Below are 23,776 nucleotides of genomic sequence, written 5' to 3'. Positions count from 1 at the left end.
AGCCGTCACTCCTATTTTCCTTGCGGCATCCACCAGCCCGTCCGCGCACCGATATGCATGTTGAGCGTCTTGGTTTCGGTATAGTCCTCCACCGCATGACGGCCCAGTTCGCGGCCGAGACCCGACTGGCGATAACCGCCAAAAGGCAATTCCGGCGTGCCATCCATGAAAGTGTTCATCCAGACCGTACCAGCCCGCACCTTGCGGCCAATGTTCATGCAGGTGTCGAAATCGCGGCTCCACACGCCAGCCGACAAGCCATAATCAACCGCATTGGCAATCGAAATTGCCTCATCCACCGTATCAAAAGACAGCACCGACAGAACCGGCCCGAATACTTCTTCACGCGCAACGGCCATGTCGGCTTTCACACCCGCAATGATGGTCGGTCCCATATATTGGCCAAGGCCGAGATCCAGCACATCCCCGCCATGGGCAATGGCAGCACCCGCCTTTTTAGCCTGTTCGACATAGGCGCCAACCTTGCTCAGATGCTGTGGCGTGATAATCGCGCCCACCTGCGTGTTGACATCCAACGGATCACCGACGATAACTTTCTTCGACAGATCAGCGACCCGACCGACAATCTCATCGACAATTGAGCGATGCACGATCAGTCGCGAACCGGCATTGCAACACTCGCCCGCATTGAACCATGCGCCGAACACGGCCGCATCGATAAAGGCATCCATATCCGCATCCGGGAACAGGATTTGCGGATTCTTACCACCAAGCTCCAGCGATACTTTCTTGAGCGTCTGCGCCGCATTGGCCATGGTCAGCTTTCCAACACCTGTGGAGCCTGTGAACGACACCATATCCACTTCCGGATGCGTGCTCATATGCTGGCCGACATCAGCGCCCGTTCCGGTGATGATGTTGACGACACCGTCAGGGACGCCTGCTTCGGCCAGAATTTCGCCGAGTAACAATGTTGATCCGGAAGTCAGCTCCGAAGGTTTTACGACTGCCGTGCAGCCCGCGGCCAATGCAAATGGCAGCTTCTGGCCCACGATCAGGAACGGGAAATTCCACGGCGTAATGATCGACACAACACCAATCGCCTCGCGCAGCACGACACCCAACGTGCCATCACCCAAATTGTTGTAGCTTTCACCGTGCAGATCGCGCGCAAGCGCTGCCGCATAGCGCCAGATGTCAACGGAGCCGGCAATTTCGCCGCGCACCTGAGAGATGGGTTTGCCCGCTTCAATCGCATCGAGATAGGCGAGTTCTTCCGCCCGTGTTTCAATCAGATCAGCGGCTTTCAGCAAGATCAGCGAACGCTGCGATGCCGTTTTTGACGACCAGCGCCCGTCATCGAAAGCCTTACGCGCGCTCGTAACCGCGCGTTCCACATCTGCCTTGTTGCCAGCCGGATAGCGGCTCACCGTGACGCCATGGCCGGGCGCTACACGTTCAAGTGTCTCGCCGCTTTGACTGCCAACCCATTTGCCATCGATCAGCATCGAGAATTCGCGAACTTCAAGCCCGTTCAGCGGCTGTGGTTTAACGACTACGCTCATCACCATTTTCCTTCAAAATTCGCTTCGCGCTTTTCGGTAAACGAGCGCACGCCTTCTTTCAGATCGTCGGTCTTGGCGACAAGAATGGACCCCAGCGCCTCGACTGCCGTGCCATTATCCTCACCATTGGCGACCGACAGCATCAGTTTGGAAATTTCCAGCGCAGCCGGTCCGCGTTTTGCCACCCGCGTCGCATAGTCTTGCGCGGCTTTTAACGCCTCGCCCGTCTCCACCACAGCATCGACCAACCCGTGCGACAGCGCTTCCTCGGCCGTGAACATTTCGCCCCCCAGCACCATACGGCGCACAATCTGCGCACCAAAGCGGCGCACGAGGCGCTGCGTGCCCGACCAGCCGGGGATCATGCCGAGCGATGTTTCCGGCAGGCCGATTTTTGCCTGACGCTCAGCAATGCGGATATCGGCAGCACCCGCCAGTTCCAGACCGCCACCCAAAGCATGACCATTCATCGCTGCAATCAGCGGCACACGCAAAGTCGCAAGCCGCTCGAACACACGATGCCCATAGCGCACCCATGCATGACCGAATTCTTGCGGTTCCATGCCGCCCCAAGCTTTGATGTCGCCGCCTGCCGAAAAGGCCTTGCCTTCGCCAGTCAGGATCGCAACCCGCACGGAGCCATCGGCTTCCACCTGATCACAGGCCGCAGACAATTCCTGCAAAAGCTCAATATCAAACGCATTAAGCTTTTCGGGCCGCTTGATAAGCATGACTGCGATGTGGTTCTCGATTTTAATCTCAATCCGTTGAGCCATTTAAGCCTCCAGCTTTCGTGCAGGCTTTTGCGGCAATTCAAGCCCTATCGGCTCGTCACGAAACAGTGCCTCATCCATGCGTTTAAGCTGATCCGAAACAATCAGCGGAAACTCAGCCTGATCGAGAATATGCGTCTGCAAATCCACACCCGGCGCGATCTCGGTGAGCACAATGCCTTCTGGCGTGAGCTTTAAAACCGCGCGCTCGGTGACATAGGTAATGTCCTGCCCCTGCTCGACACTGCGCGCACCGGAGAAAGTAACATGCTCAACCTCATTAACGAACTTTTTGAGCTTCCCTTCCTTCTCGATCACCAGCTTACCGTCAGCGACCGACAATTTCGCCCCTGCATTGAACATGCCGGAGAAGACGATCTTCCTGGCCCTTGCAGTAATATCAACAAAACCGCCAGCACCAGCCGTCACATGCGGACGGAATGACAGCTTCGACACATTGACCGAGCCATCGCGTCCGATCTCAAGGAAGGACAGAAGTGAGGCATCAAACCCCGCGCCCTGAAAATAGGTGAACTGATAAGGTGACGGCATATAAGCATCCGCATTGGACGCACAGCCAAAAGCAAAGTCGAGAAGCGGCACGCCGCCAACTGCACCCTGCTCAATCACCCAGGTAACGGCACCATGCAGCCCTTCTTCCAACAGAATGCGCGGTACATTGGCGGAAATGCCGAAGCCGAGATTGACCGCACTTCCGGCCTGTAACTCCTGTGCGACACGCCGCGCAATCGCCTTCTGAATATTGAACTCGGCCAAGCGGAACGTATCGAGCGGACGGAAAATTTCGCCTGAAATTGCCGGATCATAAAGTGTCTGTGTTGTCTGCTTCTGATCGGGATCAACCACGATATAATCAACCAGAATGCCCGGCACGCGCACATCATGCGGTTTCAGCGTGCCCTCCTTGGCGATACGCTTCACCTGCGCAATGACGATGCCGCCATTGTTACGCGCAGCCAGCGCCTGATCCAGCCCACCAAGATATGCGCCCTCATGTTCATAGGTGAGATTGCCGCGTTCATCCGCAGTGGTGGCGCGGAGGATCGTCACATGCGGCACGATATTGGGAAAATACAGCCAGTCTTCGCCTTCAAAACTGACCTGCTTGACCACCGGCTCTTCACGCGCCTTGTCGTTCATTGCTGATCCCTGACGTTTGGGATCAACGAAAGTATCAAGCCCCACTTTGGTCAGTACACCAGGGCGCTTGGCAGCTGCCTCACGATGCATGTCGAACAGAATGCCCGACGGAATATTATAGGCGGGAATCTCGTTATTGGTGATCATCTGCCAGATCAGCGGCGGTTCGGCGCTGGACGGTCCTGAGGGATAAGAACCGCCGATGATCTTTTTCAAAAGCCCCTTTTTGGCGATGTAATCAACGCCCTTGATGCCGCTCATATCGCCCGCAGCGATCGGGTGCAGTGTGGTGATATTTTGCGGGTGGCCGGTTTCATCAAACCGCTCGCCAATCGCTTTCAGCATCATATCGGGACAGCCGAGGCCACTGGATGAAGAAACAGAAACGACAGCACTGTCGGGAATAAGCGATGCTGCTTCCGCAAATGAAATATGTTTGCTCATAATTTTCAAAGTCCTGAATGAACAGCGGTTGCCTTGCCGGTCTTTGCAGCCTCAAGCACGGCGAGCCCGGTCGCCAGCGACCAGATGCCATCCTCCAGAGTTGCGGAAGGCTGGCCTTTGCCTGCAATGGCATTATGGAAAGCCTGTAAGGCCGTTTCGTAGAGATTCTTCTGGTCGAGCGGCAATTCGTGCTCGCCATTTTGATCACGCAGAATGACGGTCCCCACAGGCTTCTGCGTCATGACATTGCGTGCAATGAGCGAGCCTTCACGCCCATGCACTTCAAAGCCGGTTTCCGCATATTTGGTGGTGAAAGCATCGTGGAACTGGGCAATCGCGCCAGATGGAAAACGCAAAACGCCCATCACGCCATCTTCCAGCCCTTCGCCGCTTAAACCGCCCTGCTGGTTGAAAGCCAAAGCTTCGACTGGGTTTTCACCCAGCACAAAACGCAATGTATCGACATCATGCACGGTAATATCGAGGATCACACCGCCGCCCGCATCGGGCCGTTCAATGCGCCAGCCCTGCAAATGCGGCGGCAGATAAACCGCGTGAAAAACCCGCGCGCCGAGCACCTTGCCGATCTTGCCTTGAGCAATCGCATCACGCATGGCGCGGTGGCTTGCAGCATTGCGCAAGTGATGATTGGTGGCTGCCACCACACCAGCCTCACGCACGGCGTCTAGCATCTGATGCGCGTCGCCAATCGTCAGCGCCAGCGGCTTTTCACAGAGGATATGCTTACCCGCTTGTGCTGCTGCAATCGCCTGATCGCGGTGCAGTTCATTGGTGGTGGAGATATAGACAGCGTCAATTTCAGGATCATTCAACAGCGCATCAAGGCTTGTTACAGAGCGGGCAATCCCATTCTCACGGGCATAGGCCTCGCCACGTGTAGCATTGGTGCTGTAAACGGAAACAACTTCGCCACCAGTCGCGCGAATGGCACTGATGACCCATTCTTTTGCAATGGTGCTTGCGCCTATAAGGCCCCACTTTGCCATGCGAATTTCTCCTCCTTTTTAGACTGCGTACCGCAACTTGCACGCACCGCAAGACGCACCGACAAGCGCTGCGCCTCCGCCTCCACCCGTTCTGAATTGATCTGTTTCAGCAAAAGCTGCGCCGCACGTTCTCCCAGACCTTGCGGATCAACAGCCACAGTTGTCAGTGCCGGAACAGCGGTCTTTGCTTCGATCACATCGTCAAAACCAACCACCCCGAAATCGCGGCCCGGTTCCAGATTTGCGGCACGCAAACCATCGCAAACGCCAAAAGCTACAGCATCATTGAAACACACTGCTGCCGTCGGTTTCGTGCTCTGCCGCAACATGCGCTCAACTGCTTCCACACCGCCAGCCCGCGAGGGTGCTGAGGTAAAGACCAGCGCATCATCAAACACCAAGCCCGCCTGCTCAAGTCCCGCACGATAGCCCGCAACTCTTTCGCTAAAAACAGCCGTGTCCGCATAGCCGCCCATGAAAGCAATGATGCGATGGCCCAGTGAGAAAAGATGCTCGACCGCCTTTGCCACGCCACCACGATTATCCGAAACAATCGACGACACACCAGATCCCGGCACATCGCGCACCATCTGCACAACCGGAAGGCCGCTTTTTGCCAATGGTTTCAGATCACCAGCCTCGGTGCCGCGGGCAGGCGAAACGATCAGCCCCGCAATGCCATGCTCGCGCATCGAGGCAATCACCTCGCGCTGGCGATCAATGCTTTCCGCCGTATTGGCGAGAAACTGCACATAGCCTGCCGACTGCATGACACGATCAACACCCACCGCAAGCTCGGCAAAAAAGCTGTTGGTCAGATCATTGACCACAAGCCCGATGATCTTCGATTTCGACTGCCGGAGATTGGCCGCCGAGCGGTTATAAACATAGCCGAGCTTGTCGATTGCTTCCTGAACTTTTGCGCGGGTCTCAGCACGCACCAGCGGACTGTCACGCAGAACAAGCGACACGGTTGACTTCGACACGCCAGCCTCGCGTGCAATATCAATGACCGTAATGCTGCTCTTGCTCATGCCAAACTCCTGTTCCCATCATTTAATTGGAACGTTCCAAATTTGTCAACGATTTTAAACCACACCTGATTGAGCGCGAAACAAAGCTGAAAATGCTGCGGAAAAATCAAAAAATGCGATCAATTTTCGACTTTCCCGTAAAATAGATGCCCATTTTTCGCATTTCACAAATTATCCGCCATTAAGACATAATCGCGCCTTATTTAATCCCGTCTTGATATTTGGAACGATATAAATTATTCATGTCGTCGTGGAGTTGGAGGATTGACATGAGTGCATTATCGGAAAACGTGCTATCCCTACCCTTTGCAGACGGAAGCGTAAAAGCCTATCACTTGCGTGGCACCCCGACACCGCGCCCCGCCTCTCCTCCGAAATTCAATCGCATCGCTTATGCGGCAGCACATGTGGTTTCAGACCCGCTCAGAGACAGCACGCCATGGAATGCTCCGGCGATTGACTGGGATGCGACCATGGCTTTCCGCCATCACCTCTGGAGCCTTGGCTTTCAGATCGCGGAAGCAATGGACACATCACAGCGCGGCATGGGCCTCAACTGGGCTGGTGCACAGGAACTCATCCGCCGCTCGCTCACAGAAAGCAAAACCGTGAGTGGCGCCGATCTGGCATCCGGCGCAGGCACCGATCATCTTGATCCGGCGGAGGCAAAAAGCCTTGATGATGTGATTAAAGCCTATGAAACACAGGCTGAATTCATCGAAAAACATGGCGGTCGTTTCATTCTCATGGCCAGCCGCGCGCTCGCCCACATTGCCCGTTCACCCAACGATTACATCAGGGTTTACAACCACATCCTCACAAACGCGCGCGAAAAAGTGGTCCTGCACTGGCTGGGCGATATGTTCGACCCACAGCTTAAAGGTTATTGGGGTTCGGACAGGTTTGAAGACGCACTTGATACAGTCATCGGCATTATAGAAACCAATAGCGACAAAGTAGAAGGCATCAAAATTTCACTGCTCGAAGAACGCTATGAGATCGCGCTGCGCAACCGCCTGCCGGATGGCGTTCTGTGTTTTACGGGCGATGATTTCAATTACGCACCATTGATCGAAGGTGATGGCAACAAGCACAGCCATGCGCTGCTTGGGATTTTTGATGCGGTTGCACCACAGGCTTCAAGCGCCCTTACCGCCCTTGCCAAGGGTAACAATGCAGGCTTCCGCGCGATCATCGAACCGACCGTGCCCCTATCGCGCAAAATTTTTGAAGCCCCCACACAATATTACAAGGCAGGCGTTGTATTCCTCGCCTGGCTCAATGGGCATCAGACCCATTTTACCATGCCTGCCGGGATGCAATCAGCCCGTGGCATCCTGCATTATGCGGAGATTTTCCGCCTGGCAGATCAGGCCAATGTTCTCGACCAGCCCGGCCTTGCAATCCAACGCATGAAAAATCTGCTTACTTTGCATGGCATAGAATAGAGACAATCAAAGACTTATAAAGCTTTATAAAAAAACACCTTCCTCATACAAAAATGCCATGGCGCATCCAAAGCGATGTGTGATCACGCACGTCCTCACTTCCCAATATACGGCCAGCTATAAGATAAATATTTAAATCAATAATGCTTGATTTTTATCCCAGCATCTCACTAGAATAAATTAAGTCTTTATTAAGTATTGCATACATTTAAATTATAAAATTCTAAATGAGAGCTGTATATTCCATGTCAAAATATAAGTTAATACTAAAATCAACAATAATTATGACAATCAGTTCTCAAGCCTGGGCTGACGCTCCTCTTTATGAAGTTCACGGTTCTTTCGGAGGATCACGCGCTGATGCAGTCACCATATCTGCGGACGGCAAAACATTTGGCGTAAGGCGAATGTCAGCAAGTGGTGCGTATGACAAATCTTTTGTCATTACCCCGGATGGTATAACCGATCTTGGGTCCCTTGATGGCTCTGGCGAAACCGCAATTCATGTGATTTCGGCAAACGGACGTGCTGCAATCGGCAGCAGTTCTGTCAGTGCCACACAAACAAACGCATTCTGGTGGACACGGGATACAGGCATGCGCAACATTGGCACGCTGGGGGGAAATACATCCTATACCACCGGGGTTTCAGCCAATGGCGATGTTGTCATTGGCAACAGTTCTCTCGCCGATAATGCCGAGACCAATGCGTTTCGCTGGACACTTCAGGATGGCATAACCGGTCTTGGCACGCTGGGTGGAATATCGTCCTTCTCCAACGCTATTTCCGCTGATGGCACCACCCTTGTTGGCTATAGCACAACCCAAACATTGCAAACAAAAGCATTTCGATGGACACAAGCCACGGGCATGGTCAGTCTTGAGACACTGGGCGGCAATAATTCAACCGCACGCGGCGTTTCAGCGGATGGATCCGTAATCGTCGGTGCCAGTGATACCGCCGATCATCAGCAACATGCTTTTCGCTGGACGGCAGAGACCGGCATGGTTGATCTCAATGCGCAGGGAAATATACAAAACAGCATTGCTGACTTGGTTTCCGCAGATGGAAAAGTTGTGATCGGCACAGCGACTATAGACAGCGGCTATGATCAGGCTTTTCGCTGGACATCGGAAACTGGCATGATGAGTTTGGGCTCACTGGGTGGTGAGATTTCACATGCTCTTGGCATGACCAGCAATGGCAAAGCGGTGACTGGTTACAGCTACACAGATACAATGGCGATGCGCGCTTTCCGGTGGACGGAAAATGACGGCATGATTGATCTGGGAACAATTGGCGGGGACAATGCCATTGCCTATGATATTTCTGATGATGGCAGCGTTATAGTTGGGACGGCCCAAACCGCTCAGGGTGAACTTCACGCGACATTATGGAAACTACCGGCAATCAATCCCGGAACGGATGAAGAGACGGATCCCGAGACAAATCCGACAAATCCCGGAACTGATCCTGATCCTGGGACGACACCAACAAATCCGGGAACCGATCCTGATCCTGGGCCGACACCGGGTGAAAATCATGGCGCTGGGCCGACACCAAACTCTCCATCAGCCGAGCACGTGACCAAACCCACAGTCATCGATGTCGATCACACCGTTGCGACCGTGTTAAAGCTGGCATTCAGCGGCTTTTCCGCCATGGAAGCGCAGCGCCTGACGCTGAATAAATTGCAGGGCACCTGCAATGTGGATCGTGCCGGCCAGACCTGTTATTCGCAGTTCACAGACATCAGTGGTTTTGGCGATCAGCGCGATTTACTGACAGGTTTCACGCTCGCACACGGCTTTACCGATAGTTTCTCGGCAGGCGCCACCATCGCCCATTCTTTCTGGCAAGAACAGCCGGACGGTTTTGACACAGCACACGACAATTTCGGTGGCGGTATTTATGCGCAATGGAAACAAAAAACGGCAAATGGCGCGTGGTATGTGCGCGCAAGCCTTGCTGCAAACCGTTACGACACAGATATAACCCGCCCGCTCCTTCCCTTTACAGAAGCGGGAACCGGCACAACACGCCTGCAAGGCTGGAGCACAGCGCTTGAAATCGGACGCACCGACAATCTCAGCGTGAACAATGCAGCGTTCGGCTATTATGGTGGTCTGCGTTACAGCGATATTTCCATGGATGGATACACGGAAAACAATGTGCTGTTCCCGTTCACCTACAGCACGATGAAATATCAGCTCACAACGGCTTATGCAGGCGCCAATTACAGCATGCCGCTCAGCGATCGGTTCCGGTGGTCCGTCAATGGTGAGATCGAACAGGATATCGCGCACAAAGACCCGGAATTTGATGCGCACGCAGATTATATCGGCGCGCTGGTATATGGTTCGGACTTTGCCCATATGCGCGGTTCCGCATCAACAAGCCTCAGCTATGCGGTCAATAAATCAGTCGGTCTTTCATTAACGCCCTATATCATGCGCACCGCATCGCGCGAAAATGCTTATGGAGCGACGGTGCGAATATTCGGAGAATTTTGAGAAACTTAAAGCATGTCGCGGAAAAGTGGGAACCGGTTTTCCGATAACGACATGCGTGAAGAAAAAACCATGTCGCGGAAAAGTGGACACCGGTTTTCTGATAACGACATGCGTGAAGAAAAAAACCATGTCGCGGAAAAGTGGACACCGGTTTTCTGATAACGACATGCGTGAAGAAAAACACAGAGAGCCTTTCCAAGGATTCAGTCTAAACAGGAAATACTCCGAACCCTCGCGGCACGTTATGCCGCGAGCGTTTAATCAGGCCGCGTGTTAGCGCCAGCCCAGTGCCGGTGCAACATGCTTGAGGATCGCTTCGATCACATGGGCATTGTATGCAACGCCGAGCTGGTTCGGCACGGTCAGAAGCAGGGTATCGGCTTCGGCAATCGCTTCATCCTTTTGCAACTCTTTGATAAGCGCATCGGGCTCTGCGGCATAGGAACGGCCGAAGATGGCGCGCGTGTTCTCATCAAGATAGCCGATGGAATCCTGCTCTTTGCTCCCGCCACCGAAATAAGCCCGGTCGCGGTCATCAACCAGCGCAAAGATGCTGCGGCTCACCGAAACGCGTGGCGTGGTTGTATGGCCTGCTTCTTTCCATGCTTCGCGATAAGCACGGATTTGCGCTGCCTGCTGAACATGGAACGGCTCACCCGTTTCATCATCCTTCAGCGTCGAGCTTTGCAGGTTCATGCCAAGTTTTGCGGCCCAACGTGCTGTGGCATTGGAACCGGCACCCCACCAGATTCGATCCCGCAAACCTTCCGAATGCGGTTCAAGACGCAGCAGGCCGGGAGGGTTCGGAAACATCGGACGCGGGTTGGGCTGTGCAAAGCCTTCGCCTTTGAGCGCGCCCAAAAACACTTCCGCATGCTGGCGGCCCATATCGGCATCGCTTGTGCCTTCATCCGGCTTATAGCCAAAATAACGCCAGCCATCGATCACCTGTTCAGGCGATCCGCGGCTCAGCCCAAGCTGCAATCGGCCCTGCGCAATGAGATCGGCAGCACCGGCATCTTCAGCCATATAGAACGGGTTTTCATAGCGCATATCGATCACGGCAGTGCCGATCTCAATCTTGCTGGTTTTGGCACCCACGGCTGCAAGCAATGGAAATGGCGAAGCAAGCTGGCGCGCAAAATGGTGCACGCGGAAATAAGCGCCGTCTGCGCCCAGCTCTTCAGCGGCAACCGCCAGATCGATGGATTGCAGAAGCGCGTCACCCGCTGAACGGGTTCCCGACTGCGGAGAAGGCGACCAATGGCCGAATGAAAGAAAGCCTATCTTTTTCATGACGATTGTCCTTGCGTGCGAGGAAGCACTTTTCATCTGTTTTGTCAGAATATGGCACCGGGCGATAGTCATTGAAAGGCCGCTGAACACTGTGTTCATGAAACGGAATATAACGCGCGCAAGCCGGGCTGTGATGACAACACGTTGACAGTCTATTCGGACCGGATTAAGCCTCAAAAGACGCGGTTAAGCCCTTCAATCCGGGGAACCGGATATTGAGCCTATGCCGACAGACGACGCACCAAAACAGGGGAGATTTTCATGCGTTCTATGCTTCTGGCCTTGCTGGCCGCAACGGCCATCGCAACGCACGCGCAGGCCAAAGACGTAACGGTTGCCGTTACGGCCATTGTTGAGCATCCGGCACTGGATGCGGCACGCGATGGCGTCAAGGATGCGCTGGCAGAGGCCGGCTTCAAGGAAGGCGAAAATCTGACATTCGTCTATCAGTCCGCGCAGGGCAATCCGGCAACCGCCGCACAGATCGCACGGCAGTTCGTGGGGGACGCGCCGGATGTAATCGTTCCGATTTCCACGCCTTCGGCACAGGCCGTTGTTTCCGCCACCCGTGATATTCCGATTGTCTTCACCGCTGTTTCTGATCCGGTCGGCGCACAGCTCGTCAAGGATATGGCAAAACCGGGTGGCAATGTCACCGGCCTTTCCGACATGTCGCCGGTTGTCGAACACATCAAGCTCATCAAGGAAGTGATGCCGAACATCAAGAAGCTCGGCTATCTCTATAATTCCGGTGAAACCAACTCCGTTTCGCTTCTGGCAGCACTGAAAGAAGCGGCTGCGGCTGAAGGCATTGAAGTGGTTGAATCGGCTGCAACCAAGTCGGCAGAAGTTCAGGGTGCAGCCCGCGCGCTCGTTGGTCGTGCAGATGCGATGTATGTGCCAACCGACAACACCATCGTTTCAGCGCTTGAAAGTGCGGTCGGTGTTGCTGAAGAAAGCAAGCTGCCGCTCTTCACCGCAGATACGGATTCGGTCAAGCGCGGCGCACTCGCCGCTCTCGGCTTCAACTATTACGACGTTGGCAAACAGACCGGCGCTGTGGTTGTAAAAATCCTCAACGGCGAAAAGCCGGGCGATATTCCTGTCGACATCGCAAAAGGCACCGACCTCGTCATCAATCTTTCTGCTGCAAAGAAGATGGGCGTCGAGTTCCCACAGGCTGTTATCGACCGCGCAACCAGCAAGGTCGAATAATTGCAATTTCTATTGTAAGGAAAAGGGCGGGACGATCTCCCGCCCTTTTCTTTTAAACATGTTTCACATCTGTTGAGCTTTTAAAATGCCCGCCATCCGTATCCTTCCCGCTGATGACAATACCAATGGCTGGAGCAGGATATTGCCTGCGCGCGCACCACGCCCTGCCCTCAAAGGCCACATCAAAGCCGACTGGATCGTGCTGGGTGCAGGCTATGCCGGTGTCGCGGCAGCAAGACGGCTTGCCGAAAACCGGCCCAATGATCACATTGCACTGGTTGATGCACAGGAAGTGGGAAAAGGCACGTCGGGCCGGGCGGCAGGTTTTGCCATTGATCTGCCGCATAATGTCAGCTCATCCATGGAGGAACTGGCCAAGTCGCACAGCTACCGCGCACTGGCACGCGCGGCAATCGATCACCTCAAACAGCAGATTGACCAGCATGGCATCGACTGCGACTGGCGGCAGGATGGCAAGTTTCACGCCGCCGTTTCCGATCAGGGGATGCGCAAAGTTCTGGAGCCGACAGTCAAGGAGCTTGAGCGTCTTAACGAGCCCTTTGATTGGCTCGAAGGCAATGCTTTGACCAAACGGCTCGGCACCAGCCATTTCAAAGCAGCGATCTTCACCTATGGCACCGCGCTTTTAAATCCGGCCGCTCTGGTGCGTGGCCTTGCAGACAGCCTGCCCGCAAATGTCACGCTTTATGAAAACTCTGCTGTCACCAAAATCGACTATGGTGATCGCATCCTCATTACCACGGCAGAGGGCCGGCTTCAGGCCCGCGCCATGATCCTGACGGTCAATGGGTTTGGTGAACAGTTTGGCTTTTTCAGACATAAGCTACTGAACTTCGCAGCCCATGCGAGCCTCAGCCGTCCACTTGATGATCAGGAATACAAGGCCATAGGCGAAGTCGCACCGTGGGGCCTGACGCCTGCCAATTCTTTTGCCGGGATCACCATGCGCCTGACTTCTGATCGGCGCATTCTGGTGCGGCAGAACGTGCATTTCTGCCCGTCGCTGCGCCAGTCGAATGCGCAGCGTGAAACAATCAAGCGCGAGCACAAGCGGCTTTTTGATCAACGTTTCCCGATGCTGGCCAATGTCGATATGCAACACACCTGGACGGGTTTTATTTGCCTGTCGCGCAACGGTGCACCGGGTTTTGGCCAGATCGCCAAAAATATTTACACCTCACTCTGCCAGAATGGAGTCGGCATCACCAAGGGTACGATTGGCGGCATCCTTGCAGCCGACATGGCCTGCGATCTCGACAATCCGCTGATCGACGACATGTTAAAACTTGGAAATCCAAGCGGGTTGCCACCGCGCCCATTCCTCGATATCGGCGTCCGCGCGCGTTTTGCCTGGGAGTTGTGGCGAGCGCGCGGCGAAGTCTGACCCGCAAATAGCTCGAAAAATGTTGTAACCCGCCCACAGAACGCGGCTTTTCAGCGCTTTTTCAGCGATAATGCTTGCTTGTTGAAACTTTTGAGTTGTATCCGCAAAAAGAGTTAGCCAGAACAAGCGCAATCAATGCAATTGCGCATGCAAAACCGGGGGATGGTTCCACAAGGCTTTCGCTTCAAGGAACAAACTCAAATCAAAACCGGTCGTGATTGAAGCAGACCTTCCAGGCGGTCTTTGGCAAATGCCAGAACCTCCAGAAGGCCGGTAATGATATGGCGCTGAAAAGCTGCCCTATCATCTTCGATGACGGCAAAGAACAAGGAATCGCAATGTGAGTCAGATCGCCTTCTGGGGCGCGGTCGAACTGGGCCTCGTCTTTTCTTTTGTCGCCATTGGCGTCTATCTGGCTTTCCGCGTGCTCGATTTCCCCGATCTGACCGTGGATGGCTCGTTTCCGCTCGGTGCGGCGGTCACGGGCGTTCTGATCCTTGCTGGCTGGAATCCATGGCTGTCTGCTGGTGTTGCAATGATTGCAGGCTCGATTGCCGGTCTTGTAACAGCAACGCTGAATGTGCGCTTCAAGATCCTTAATCTGCTCGCTTCCATTCTGACGATGATTGCGCTGTTCTCGGTCAATCTGCGCATTATGGGCCGTCCAAACATTGCACTCATCAATCAGGATACAATGCTGTCTCCGTTTTTCGGTCACGGCATTCCTGAATATTATGTGCGCCCGGCCTTCCTGTTTGTGCTGGTTGCCATCGCAGTGTTCCTGGTCTGGCGCTTTCTCGAAAGTGACATGGGCCTTGCCATGCGCGCAACCGGTGCCAATCCGAGAATGGCGCGTGCGCAGGGCGTGCGCACCGATCGCCAGATTTACCTCGGCATGGCACTCTCCAATGCGCTCGTAGCGCTTGGTGGCTCGCTTTTTGCCCAGACAAACGGCTTTGCAGACGTCACCTCCGGCGTCGGCACCATTGTGGTTGGCCTTGCCGCTGTGATCATCGGTGAAACCTTGCTGCGCTCGCGCCTCATCCTTGTCATTCTCATTGGCTGTGTTTTGGGATCGATCATCTACCGTATCGCCATCCAGCTCGCACTTTCCAATGGCAGCATCGTCGGACTTCAGGCTTCCGACCTCAATATCGCAACAGCGCTTCTTGTTACATTCGCCCTGATCTTGCCGCGCCTGCGCCGTGGAGGAGCATCATCATGATTGAAGTATCCAATCTGGACGTTATTTTCGGCCGTGGAACACCGCTGGAAAAGCAGGTGCTCAACAAGATCAATCTGACTATGGATCGCGGTTCATTTGTAACCGTGATTGGCTCCAATGGCGCTGGCAAATCCACACTGCTAGGCGTTCTTGCTGGCGATGTCATTCCGACAGCCGGTAAAGTTGAGATCAGCGGACAGGATGTTACACGCAAATCCACCGCTGAGCGCGCCGGTCTTGTGGCGCGCGTGTTTCAGGATCCGCTTGCAGGCAGCTGCGGCACGCTGACGATTGAAGAAAACCTGGCGCTGGCGGCATCGCGTGGAGCACGTCGTGGTCTCACCCATGCGCTTCATGCCAAGCGGCGCGACTGGTTTCGTGAACGCGTGGCAAGCCTCAATTTGGGCCTCGAAAGCCGTATGCAGGATCGTATGGAGCTGCTCTCGGGCGGCCAGCGTCAGGCGCTTTCGCTCATCATGGCAACACTGGCCGGCTCGGAAGTGCTGCTGCTGGACGAACATACGGCAGCGCTTGATCCAGGCATGGCGGAATTTGTGATGGAGCTGACCCGCACGCTGATTGCTGAAAACAAGTTGACGGCACTCATGGTCACCCATTCCATGCGTCAGGCGCTTGATTATGGCGACCGCACCATCATGCTGCATGGCGGCAAGATTTTGCTCGACGTCACCGGCGATAAACGCAAGACGCTTGGCGTGGAAGACCTGATCGACATGTTCCGCAAAGTGCGTGGGCAGACACTCGATGACGATGCTTTGCTGATCGAATAACATTACAAACAGCTTTGTTTCACAGCCACCGCTCTTAAAGACCGATGGCTGTTTTGTTTGAAGGCAAATTGCGCTAGTTAATCCTTATGGCGCAAAAGAAAGCACATGAAGTCGATCAGTTTATTGGCAAACCGAGCAGCTCGTTTCCGGTTGTGCTGCTCTATGGCCCCGATAAGGGGCTGGTAAGCGAACGTGCGCATCGGTACGCAAAAGCCACCAAATTACCGCTGGACGACCCATTTGCAGTCATTCGCATGGATGCCGATGAGATCGATGCTGATCCGGCAAAGCTTGCCGATGAAGCACGAACCATTTCCATGTTCGGTGGTGAGCGGCTGATCTGGATCAAAAATGCCGCCGGACAAAAGAAGCTGGCGGAAGCCGTGAAACTTCTGGTGAGCGAGCCGCCGCGTGAAACCTATATCCTCGTCGAAGCGGGCGATCTCAAAAAAGGTGCCGGCCTTCGCAGCGCTGTAGAAAACGGTTCTGCCGGCATGGCATTGCCGTGTTATTCAGACGATGCGCGCGGCATAGACGGCGTGATTGATGACGTGCTGGCCGAATGGAGAATGCAGATCACCATGGACGGACGGCAACTGTTGCGCGCAAGCCTCGGCGGTGATCGTCTGGCCACACGTGGTGAGTTGGAAAAGCTCTGCCTTTATGCACGCGGCAAGGAACGCATCGATATAGACGATGTGCGGGAAGCTGTCGGCAATGTGGCGGGACTTTCCACCGATGAAGTGGTGGACGCCGTTCTGACAGGCGATCTGCCGCGTTTTGAGGCCACATTTGACCGTGTCGTGAAATCGGGCACAGCACCCTTTCTGGTGCTCAACACGGCAGCGCGTCAGTTTCAACAGATACAGACGCTGCGCCATATCGCGGATACCGAACGCAAAAACGCGTCCGTTGTTGTCGCCTCGGCGCGACCACCGATCTTCTTCAACCGCAAGAAACTGATTGAAAATGCCGTTAGCCGATGGAATGCCGAAAGTCTTTCGCGTGTGATGGAACGTGTGCAGCGAGCCGTTCTCGAAAGCCGTCAGAATGCGGCGCTGTCGGTACCAATCATCCGTCAATGCCTGCTTGCAATTTCCGTTGAAGCCGTGAAACTTTCACGGCGGTAAAGCATTTCCAGCAAAAGTGCGGAGCGGTTTTGCGCAAGGACAATGCTTAAAAAACAAAGCATTTCCAGCAAAAGTACGGAGCGGTTTTGCGTAAGGACAATGCTTAAAAAAACAAAGCATTTCCAGCAAAAGTGCATGAACTTTTGCGTAAAACAAAAAGATAAAACGGCAGATGCGCTCTATCCGAGCTTAAGCTGTGGGCTTTGCTGGTATTTTCTCCACAACGCGATAAGCCAACCACCAAAATACCCGGCCGAAGCACCTGATACAACACCTGTAATCAGCGTGAGATTGGCATGATCTTCTGGATAAAGAACATTCAACACCGCAAGCACATATTGAGCGCAAAAGAAGATCAGGTTGCGGATGAGCGGCAGCGTGGCGCCAGCCCGCTCGATGGTTTTGTTTTGGCGATCAACGGCAATAATTTTCGGACCTGTGAGCAATCCAAACGGAGCCAACAGCACCAGAGCGATAAACCACGCGGTCAAAAATGAACCAAACAGCTCAGAGCTGTCGTCGAAATGCAAAAAGCCCACACCAATGAATATGATCGGCACAAAAAGCATTCTCCAGACGGAAACAATCTGTGTTTCACGCCCCTTGATGCCTTGTATGATCAGATAAGCCAGCAATCCCCATACATAGATCGGCGTATAGATGACAATCTGAACAAGCATATCCATAAGCATTGCCCTCCCCTTGAGCGACCGGTAACTTCGAAACCTAGCAGTCCAAACAGAAAAGCGATCAGCGGTTTAAATGACCACCAATCGCTTTAGATGATGGATGCTGTGAAAAATCGAAACCCCAATTTCTCAGCAAGTGATTCACACCGAGCGCATTTCCTTCTCCGACTTTTGGGGACGCGCTCTAGCTTTGCAGGCGGCGGCAAATCTCATCGAGCTGTTCCAGCGAGCTGTAGCGAATTTTCACATCGCCACCGCGTTCGCGATGATTGATTTCGACCTTCATGCCAGTGACATCAGAAAGCAGCTTTTCGAGCGCTTTGGTATCGGCATCTTTCTCCACAGGGGCACTCTTGCCCGGCTTTGGCTCGCCACCATTGCGCGCCTGCGATAAAGCTTCCACCTGACGCACAGACAGACCTTCCTTGACCACGCGTTCCGCAAGAGCAGTCGGATCGTCCATGGTGATCAGGCTGCGCGCATGCCCCGCCGACAAAGCACCGTCTGAGATAAAATCCTGTACCCGCTGCGGCAGTTTCAACAGGCGCAGCGTATTGGCGACATGACTGCGGCTCTTGCCGATAACCTGCGCAAGATCGGCCTGCGTATAGTCATGATTATCGATAAGCTGTTGATATCCCATTGCTTCTTCAACTGCATTGAGGTCTGCACGCTGTACGTTTTCAACGATTGCGATCTCAAGCGCCACGCGATCATCAACATCGCGGATAATAACAGGGATCGTATCGACCCCTGCACGCTGTGATGCACGCCAGCGGCGTTCACCGGCAATCAGCTCAAACCGGTCTGGTTCACCGGGTGCCGGACGAACCACAATCGGCTGAACGACACCATGTTCCTTGATGGACTGCGCCAGATCTTCCAGTTCGACTTCCGAGAACATGCGCCGCGGATTGCGTGGATTGCGTGTTACGAATTCAATCGGAACATTGCGCTCGCTGGAGATTGGCACCTTGCGCTCTTCCGCCGGGCGGTCGATTTCACCAATCAGAGCGGCCAGGCCGCGGCCAAGCCGCTTTTTTGAAGGATCATCGTTCATCGTCAGCAGTCCCCGGAATCGTTACGTAGTCGAATCTATAAAGCATCGCCAGCGCGACACTCACTTAACTTATGCAGCTTTAAGCTGCCGTTCGCGCTGTATAACCTCAGATGCAAGCTGCAAATAAGCCTGGCTGCCCGCGCATTTCAGATCATAAAGAATCGCTGGCTTGCCATGCGATGGTGCTTCCGACACGCGGACATTGCGTGGGATAACAGTGCGATAGACCTTCTCTCCCATAAATGCGCGCACATCGTCAACAACCTGCGATGCAAGATTGTTACGGCTATCAAACATTGTCAGGACAATTCCCTGAATTGTCAGTTCGGAATTGATTGTCGAACGCACCTGATCAACCGTCTGCAACAGCTGGCTCAACCCTTCCAGCGCAAAGAACTCACACTGCAACGGCACCATAACAGAATCCGCAGCAGCCATTGCGTTCAACGTCAACAGATTCAGGGACGGAGGACAGTCGACGAGAATATAGGAAAACTTGTCAGCAACTGCGGAATCGAAACGCAATGCATCACGCAAGCGGCGGGTTCGATCCGGTGCCTGCGCAATCTCCATTTCGATACCCAGAAGATCCAGCGTCGATGGCACAATGTAAAGATTGGGCACATCGCTCTGCATCGCTGCATCATTGGCAGATGCAGCCTGGGTCAATACATCATAAGACGACAAGGGGCGGTTAAGGCGATCAATACCGAGCCCCGTACTGGCATTGCCCTGTGGATCGAGATCAACGATCAGCACAGTTTCGCCAATAGCTGCCAGTGCTGTGGCGAGATTGATGGCAGTCGTTGTCTTGCCAACGCCACCCTTCTGATTTGCAATGGTTATGATCCGGGATCTTTTGCTCATTACCGTCGCCCTGCTGCTTTCTGTCTTATCGATGATGAATTAACCGGAGATACGACGCAGATTGCTGATCTCGAGTATCACTGAGGCTTTATCGATAGCACTTTCGTGTTGTATCAGATCAAAGCTCCAGTCGACACGGCTTTCATCAATTTCCCGCTGGTAATCCCGACCTTTTTGAAAAAGAGCTTTAGCCCCTCCGGTAAGCCAAGGTTCCGCGAGCACGAAAAGATCGTTCAGCGAAGCGAGTGCGCGGGCCGTTACAACATCCGGCACCTCGATTTTGTCCCACATCGCTTCGATACGGGCGGAGGAAACGCGTGCGGGAACAGTTAGCTGGCCAGCAGCCGTGCGAAGAAATGCAGCCTTTTTGCCGGCACTTTCGACCAGATCAATCGAAGCACCCGGAACTTCCTTGAGAAAGCAGGCGGTTACAATGCCGGGGAAACCCCCGCCCGATCCGAGATCAAGCCATCGCTTTGCATCGGGAGCGAGCGGAAATATCTGCGCACTGTCAAGAATATGACGGCTCCAGAGATCCGCCAATGTGGATGGAGAGGCCAGATTGATAGCTGAAGACCATTTGCGAAACAGCGCTTCAAAGGCAATCAATCGCTCCGTTGTTTCACGTGAAACACCAGGAACAATCGTTTTCAAGCTAGAATAACGGCTATCCACAGTCATGCTGCGCCCTTCTCGGCGTCCAACTCATCTGCCGCCCGCGCCCGCGCGCCATGCTTCTTGATATGCGTAATCAGCAAAGCAAGAGCCGCGGGTGTAATGCCTTCCACACGCTGCGCCTCGGCAATCGTTTCCGGCATACGCTGTTTAAGCTTGGCTTTCAGCTCATTCGACAGGCCGGAAATCGAATCAAAATCCAGCGATGCCGGAATGAAAAGCCGTTCCTCACGCTCCATCACCGCTATATCACTTTGCTGCCGATCCATATAAACCGCATATTGCGCTTCAATCTCCAAAGCTTCGCGGGTCACAGATGCAATGCCATCGAGTTCTGGCCAGATAGCTTTCAGCTTCTCCAGATCAATATCAGGATAGGACAAAAGATCATAGGCTGAGCGACGCACACCGTCCTGATTGAGATGCAACGCATAGCGGCTCGCCTGATTGGGCGTGATCATCAGTTGCTTTGTCATGTCGCGCGCAGCGGACAAAGCCTCTTCACGCGCCACAAACCTCTCGCGCCGTTCCTGACTGAGAATGCCAAGCCGATCAGCCAGCGGCGTCAGACGCTGATCGGCATTGTCCGCACGCAATGACAGGCGAAACTCGGCGCGCGATGTGAACATGCGATAAGGCTCACTGACTCCGCGCGATGTCAGATCATCCACCATCACGCCGATATAGGCTTCGGTCCGCTGGATGATAACAGGGTCACTGCCCCCTGCCCGTCTTGCGGCATTCAGGCCTGCCAGCAATCCCTGCGCACCGGCTTCTTCATAGCCGGTCGTGCCATTGATCTGACCGGCCAGAAACAAACCAGTCACCCGGCGGGTTTCAAGACTGCGCTTCAACTCGCGCGGATCGATGAAATCATATTCAATAGCATAGCCCGGCTGGAGCATAATCGTCTTCTCAAGACCAGGAATGGTCTTGAGATAAGCAAGCTGCACTTCTTCCGGCAATGATGTGGAAATGCCATTCGGATAGACCGTGTGATCATCCAGTCCTTCCGGCTCAAGAAAAATCTGGTGCCCATCACGATCACCAAATTTGACGATCTTGTCTTCGACCGATGGGCAGTAACGCGGACCGATCCCCTCAATCGAACCGGAATACATCGCGGAACGATGCAGGTTAGCGCGAATGATAGCATGGGTCTCAGGTGTTGTACGCGTGATGCCGCAATCGATCTGTGGCGTGGTGATCCTGTCCGTCATCAGTGAGAATGGAACCGGGTCCTCATCTGCCGACTGCATATCAAGGCTTTGCCAGTCAATGGTGCGGCCATCAAGACGCGGCGGTGTGCCGGTCTTAAGACGCCCAACGGCAAAACCCAGGCCGCGCAATGTATCTGACAGGCCAAGCGCCGGCTTCTCACCCATGCGGCCAGCCGGTATCTTCTTCTCGCCGATATGGATCAAACCGTTGAGGAAAGTTCCTGTGGTCAGGACGACCGCATCACAGGCAAGCCTGCGCCCATCCCCCAGAACAACGCCGGTAATCACGCCGTCAGTCACGCAAATATCCGATGCACCACCTTCAACGACAGTCAGATTATCCTGCGCCGATATCAGCTCTTGCATGGCAAGGCGATAAAGCTTGCGGTCAGCCTGGGCACGAGGACCGCGAACAGCCGGACCTTTGCGACGATTAAGCAGACGAAACTGGATGCCTGCCTTGTCGGCAACACGTCCCATCAATCCATCCAGCGCATCGATCTCACGCACAAGATGACCTTTGCCCAGTCCGCCGATAGCGGGATTGCATGACATAACGCCAATCGTATCAAAGCGATGCGTGACAAGTGCTGTACGAGCGCCCGCGCGTGCAGAAGCTGCGGCCGCTTCGCAGCCCGCATGTCCACCACCAATGACAATGACGTCAAAAGCTGTCGCTTCGGCAGAACCTGAAATGTTCATCCTGATGCACCCAAATCAATTCGAGAAAGCAGTCTCTTTGACATGTTTCAACGTTGAACGGAAGGGGGAAGTCGGGCAAAGCGTCATCAACTCTTTGCTAAAATTGATACGAAATGCGACTCACGCTTCCGTTCTGGAGTCAAGAAGGATAGGCAGATTCCACAGATGTTTCACGTGAAACAATCACATCAACGCAGTCACCCCGCGATGGTGTTTCACGTGAATCACTCATTTTCCGATGCAGAATTGCGAGAAAATCACATCCAATATTTCTTCAACATCAACATCCCCGGTGATGCGTCCGAGATGTTGCGATGCGCGGCGCATATTCTCTGCACGCAATTCCAAAGGAAGGTCATCGCGCTCAATCGCGATGTCTATTTCCGAAATTGTCGATTGCAGCAGATTGATGTGCCGCTGCCGGGTTGGTACGGCATCATTAATCAACCCGATGCGCTGTTCAGCAAAGCGCTGTAAGGCTGCCAGCAAAGCATCAAGCCCCTGAGAGGTCCGCGTGGAAATGCGATAGTCCCAATTGCGCTCGGTCAAACCTTCAAGATCGGTTTTGGTACCAACTGTCCAAATATCAGCAGCGCCCTCATCAAGCGTAACGGAAATCGGCTCCTGCATATCTTCCAGCAACAGAACCAGATCCGCCTCAGCCGCACGTTCGCGCGCACGTTCAATCCCGATGCGTTCAACCTGACTTGTCGTGTCCCGCAAGCCAGCCGTGTCGGTCACATAAACCGGTATTCCACCGAGATTGAGTTTAACCTCAAGAAGATCACGCGTCGTACCCGCCTCTTCAGAAATAATCGCGATCTCGCGCCCGGCAAGAAAATTAAGCAGACTGGACTTTCCCGCATTGGGCGCACCCGCGATAACGATGTGCAAACCATCGCGCAGCATCGCGGCCCGTTTGCCGCTCTCTATATGGCGCGCAATTTCACCGCGCAAAGATCTGAGCGCGTCCCAAACCTGTCCGGAAACCGAACCGGGAACATCTCCCTCATCGGCAAAATCCAACTCCGCCTCAATCAATGCCCGTGCGCGGATCAGTCTTTGACGCCATTCTGTATAGAGCTGGCGCTGCGCGCCCGATGCGACCTGAAGAGCCAGACGACGTTGGCCTTCAGTTTCAGCAGCAATCAAATCAGCCAGACCTTCTGCAATCGTCAGGTCCATCTTGCCATTGGTGAAAGCGCGTCGCGTAAATTCGCCCGCTTCCGCAATCCGACAATGAGGAAAATGGGCAAATTCTTCCAACAGTTTTTCAACAACAGCAATGCCACCGTGAAGGTGGAACTCCGCGCAATCTTCACCGGTAAAGCTGTTTGGTCCGGCAAAGAACAGCGCCAATCCCCTATCGATCGCTTCACCATTGCGCGTGCGAAAGGTTTTGTAGGCGGCATATCGCGGTTCGATAGTCTGACCCAAAACCGTTTCGATAACGAATCGAACTTGCGGGCCAGATATGCGAACCACTGCCACGCCCGACGGCAGGCGTCCGCTCGACAAGGCAAAAATAGTGTCGTGAAGATGTTGCGGCTCGCTCATTTGATTTCCCGTTCTATATAGATTGTTACGTGATATTC

The 23,776-nt window shown here is 54.0% G+C and carries 19 protein-coding genes; 7 read left to right on the top strand and 12 right to left on the bottom strand.

The features are described 5' to 3' along the window. Nucleotides 1-11 precede the first annotated feature (11 nt). Genes VBH83_RS01660 through VBH83_RS01640 form a run of 5 tightly spaced genes read right to left on the bottom strand, consistent with a single transcriptional unit; the run spans nucleotide 12 to nucleotide 5,945 of the window. Nucleotides 12-1,532 (bottom strand): aldehyde dehydrogenase family protein, encoded by a 1,521-nt coding sequence (locus VBH83_RS01660; protein ID WP_265982414.1) that lies wholly within the window; start codon nucleotides 1,530-1,532, stop codon nucleotides 12-14. Continuing rightward, entirely contained in the window at nucleotides 1,526-2,302 is a 777-nt protein-coding gene (locus VBH83_RS01655) for an enoyl-CoA hydratase/isomerase family protein (RefSeq protein WP_265982415.1), read from the bottom strand. Before VBH83_RS01655 ends, VBH83_RS01660 begins: the two co-directional genes overlap by 7 nt. After that, a complete protein-coding gene (locus tag VBH83_RS01650; RefSeq protein ID WP_265982416.1) occupies nucleotides 2,303-3,904 on the bottom strand; it encodes an acyl CoA:acetate/3-ketoacid CoA transferase in 1,602 nt (533 codons plus the stop codon). Between the two features lie 5 nt (nucleotides 3,905-3,909). Beyond that, a complete protein-coding gene (locus VBH83_RS01645; RefSeq protein ID WP_265982417.1) occupies nucleotides 3,910-4,911 on the bottom strand; it encodes a Gfo/Idh/MocA family protein in 1,002 nt (333 codons plus the stop codon). Beyond that, complete coding sequence (locus VBH83_RS01640) at nucleotides 4,890-5,945, bottom strand: LacI family DNA-binding transcriptional regulator (protein WP_265982418.1); 1,056 nt, start codon at nucleotides 5,943-5,945, stop codon at nucleotides 4,890-4,892. Before VBH83_RS01640 ends, VBH83_RS01645 begins: the two co-directional genes overlap by 22 nt. Before the next feature lie 269 nt (nucleotides 5,946-6,214). Here VBH83_RS01640 and VBH83_RS01635 point away from each other — a divergent pair, with 269 nt between their 5' ends. Next, on the top strand, nucleotides 6,215-7,393 hold the full coding sequence (locus tag VBH83_RS01635) for a dihydrodipicolinate synthase family protein (RefSeq protein ID WP_265982419.1): 1,179 nt from the start codon (nucleotides 6,215-6,217) through the stop codon (nucleotides 7,391-7,393). A 407-nt stretch (nucleotides 7,394-7,800) separates the two neighbouring features. Next, the gene (locus VBH83_RS01630; protein ID WP_396996034.1) at nucleotides 7,801-9,906 is read left to right on the top strand and encodes an autotransporter domain-containing protein; all 2,106 of its coding nucleotides are present in this window, start codon (nucleotides 7,801-7,803) and stop codon (nucleotides 9,904-9,906) included. 273 nt (nucleotides 9,907-10,179) lie between these two features. Here the strand turns inward: VBH83_RS01630 and VBH83_RS01625 are convergent, their stop codons facing one another. After that, the gene (locus VBH83_RS01625; RefSeq protein WP_265982421.1) at nucleotides 10,180-11,202 is read right to left on the bottom strand and encodes an LLM class flavin-dependent oxidoreductase; all 1,023 of its coding nucleotides are present in this window, start codon (nucleotides 11,200-11,202) and stop codon (nucleotides 10,180-10,182) included. Nucleotides 11,203-11,463: 261 nt separating this feature from the next. On the opposite strand from VBH83_RS01625, the gene VBH83_RS01620 reads away from it, so the two are divergent. The 5 genes from VBH83_RS01620 to holA all read left to right on the top strand — a co-directional run bounded on the left by VBH83_RS01620 (nucleotide 11,464) and on the right by holA (nucleotide 16,968). Continuing rightward, nucleotides 11,464-12,417 (top strand): ABC transporter substrate-binding protein, encoded by a 954-nt coding sequence (locus VBH83_RS01620; RefSeq protein ID WP_265982422.1) that lies wholly within the window; start codon nucleotides 11,464-11,466, stop codon nucleotides 12,415-12,417. 85 nt (nucleotides 12,418-12,502) lie between these two features. After that, complete coding sequence (locus VBH83_RS01615) at nucleotides 12,503-13,822, top strand: FAD-binding oxidoreductase (RefSeq protein ID WP_265982423.1); 1,320 nt, start codon at nucleotides 12,503-12,505, stop codon at nucleotides 13,820-13,822. A gap of 340 nt (nucleotides 13,823-14,162) precedes the next feature. Then, nucleotides 14,163-15,047 (top strand): ABC transporter permease, encoded by an 885-nt coding sequence (locus VBH83_RS01610; RefSeq protein ID WP_265982424.1) that lies wholly within the window; start codon nucleotides 14,163-14,165, stop codon nucleotides 15,045-15,047. Next, entirely contained in the window at nucleotides 15,044-15,838 is a 795-nt protein-coding gene (locus VBH83_RS01605; RefSeq protein WP_265982425.1) for an ABC transporter ATP-binding protein, read from the top strand. The genes VBH83_RS01610 and VBH83_RS01605 overlap by 4 nt, the downstream gene beginning before the upstream one ends. Nucleotides 15,839-15,924: 86 nt before the next feature. After that, nucleotides 15,925-16,968, top strand: a complete 1,044-nt coding sequence (holA, locus tag VBH83_RS01600; RefSeq protein ID WP_396996031.1) for a DNA polymerase III subunit delta — start codon at nucleotides 15,925-15,927, stop codon at nucleotides 16,966-16,968. A gap of 179 nt (nucleotides 16,969-17,147) precedes the next feature. Here the strand turns inward: holA and VBH83_RS01595 are convergent, their stop codons facing one another. The 6 genes from VBH83_RS01595 to mnmE form a co-directional block, all read right to left on the bottom strand. Beyond that, nucleotides 17,148-17,654 (bottom strand): hypothetical protein, encoded by a 507-nt coding sequence (locus VBH83_RS01595; RefSeq protein WP_265982427.1) that lies wholly within the window; start codon nucleotides 17,652-17,654, stop codon nucleotides 17,148-17,150. Between the two features lie 187 nt (nucleotides 17,655-17,841). Next, entirely contained in the window at nucleotides 17,842-18,717 is an 876-nt protein-coding gene (locus VBH83_RS01590) for a ParB/RepB/Spo0J family partition protein (protein ID WP_265982428.1), read from the bottom strand. Between the two features lie 69 nt (nucleotides 18,718-18,786). Then, nucleotides 18,787-19,584: a ParA family protein gene (locus tag VBH83_RS01585; RefSeq protein ID WP_265982429.1), complete on the bottom strand. Its 798-nt coding sequence runs from the start codon at nucleotides 19,582-19,584 to the stop codon at nucleotides 18,787-18,789. A gap of 39 nt (nucleotides 19,585-19,623) precedes the next feature. Beyond that, nucleotides 19,624-20,265 (bottom strand): 16S rRNA (guanine(527)-N(7))-methyltransferase RsmG, encoded by a 642-nt coding sequence (gene rsmG, locus VBH83_RS01580; RefSeq protein WP_396996028.1) that lies wholly within the window; start codon nucleotides 20,263-20,265, stop codon nucleotides 19,624-19,626. Continuing rightward, nucleotides 20,262-22,181, bottom strand: a complete 1,920-nt coding sequence (gene mnmG, locus VBH83_RS01575) for a tRNA uridine-5-carboxymethylaminomethyl(34) synthesis enzyme MnmG (protein WP_396996026.1) — start codon at nucleotides 22,179-22,181, stop codon at nucleotides 20,262-20,264. Before mnmG ends, rsmG begins: the two co-directional genes overlap by 4 nt. A 228-nt stretch (nucleotides 22,182-22,409) precedes the next feature. Further along, nucleotides 22,410-23,738, bottom strand: a complete 1,329-nt coding sequence (gene mnmE / locus VBH83_RS01570) for a tRNA uridine-5-carboxymethylaminomethyl(34) synthesis GTPase MnmE (RefSeq protein ID WP_396996024.1) — start codon at nucleotides 23,736-23,738, stop codon at nucleotides 22,410-22,412. Nucleotides 23,739-23,776: the final 38 nt, after the last annotated feature.

It is taken from the genome of Ochrobactrum sp. S1502_03, assembly GCF_044435015.1.
GTDB lineage: Bacteria > Pseudomonadota > Alphaproteobacteria > Rhizobiales > Rhizobiaceae > Brucella > Brucella chromiisoli.
The sequence above is the reverse complement of the archived record's forward strand: the minus strand, read 5'-3'. Positions and strand labels throughout refer to the sequence as shown.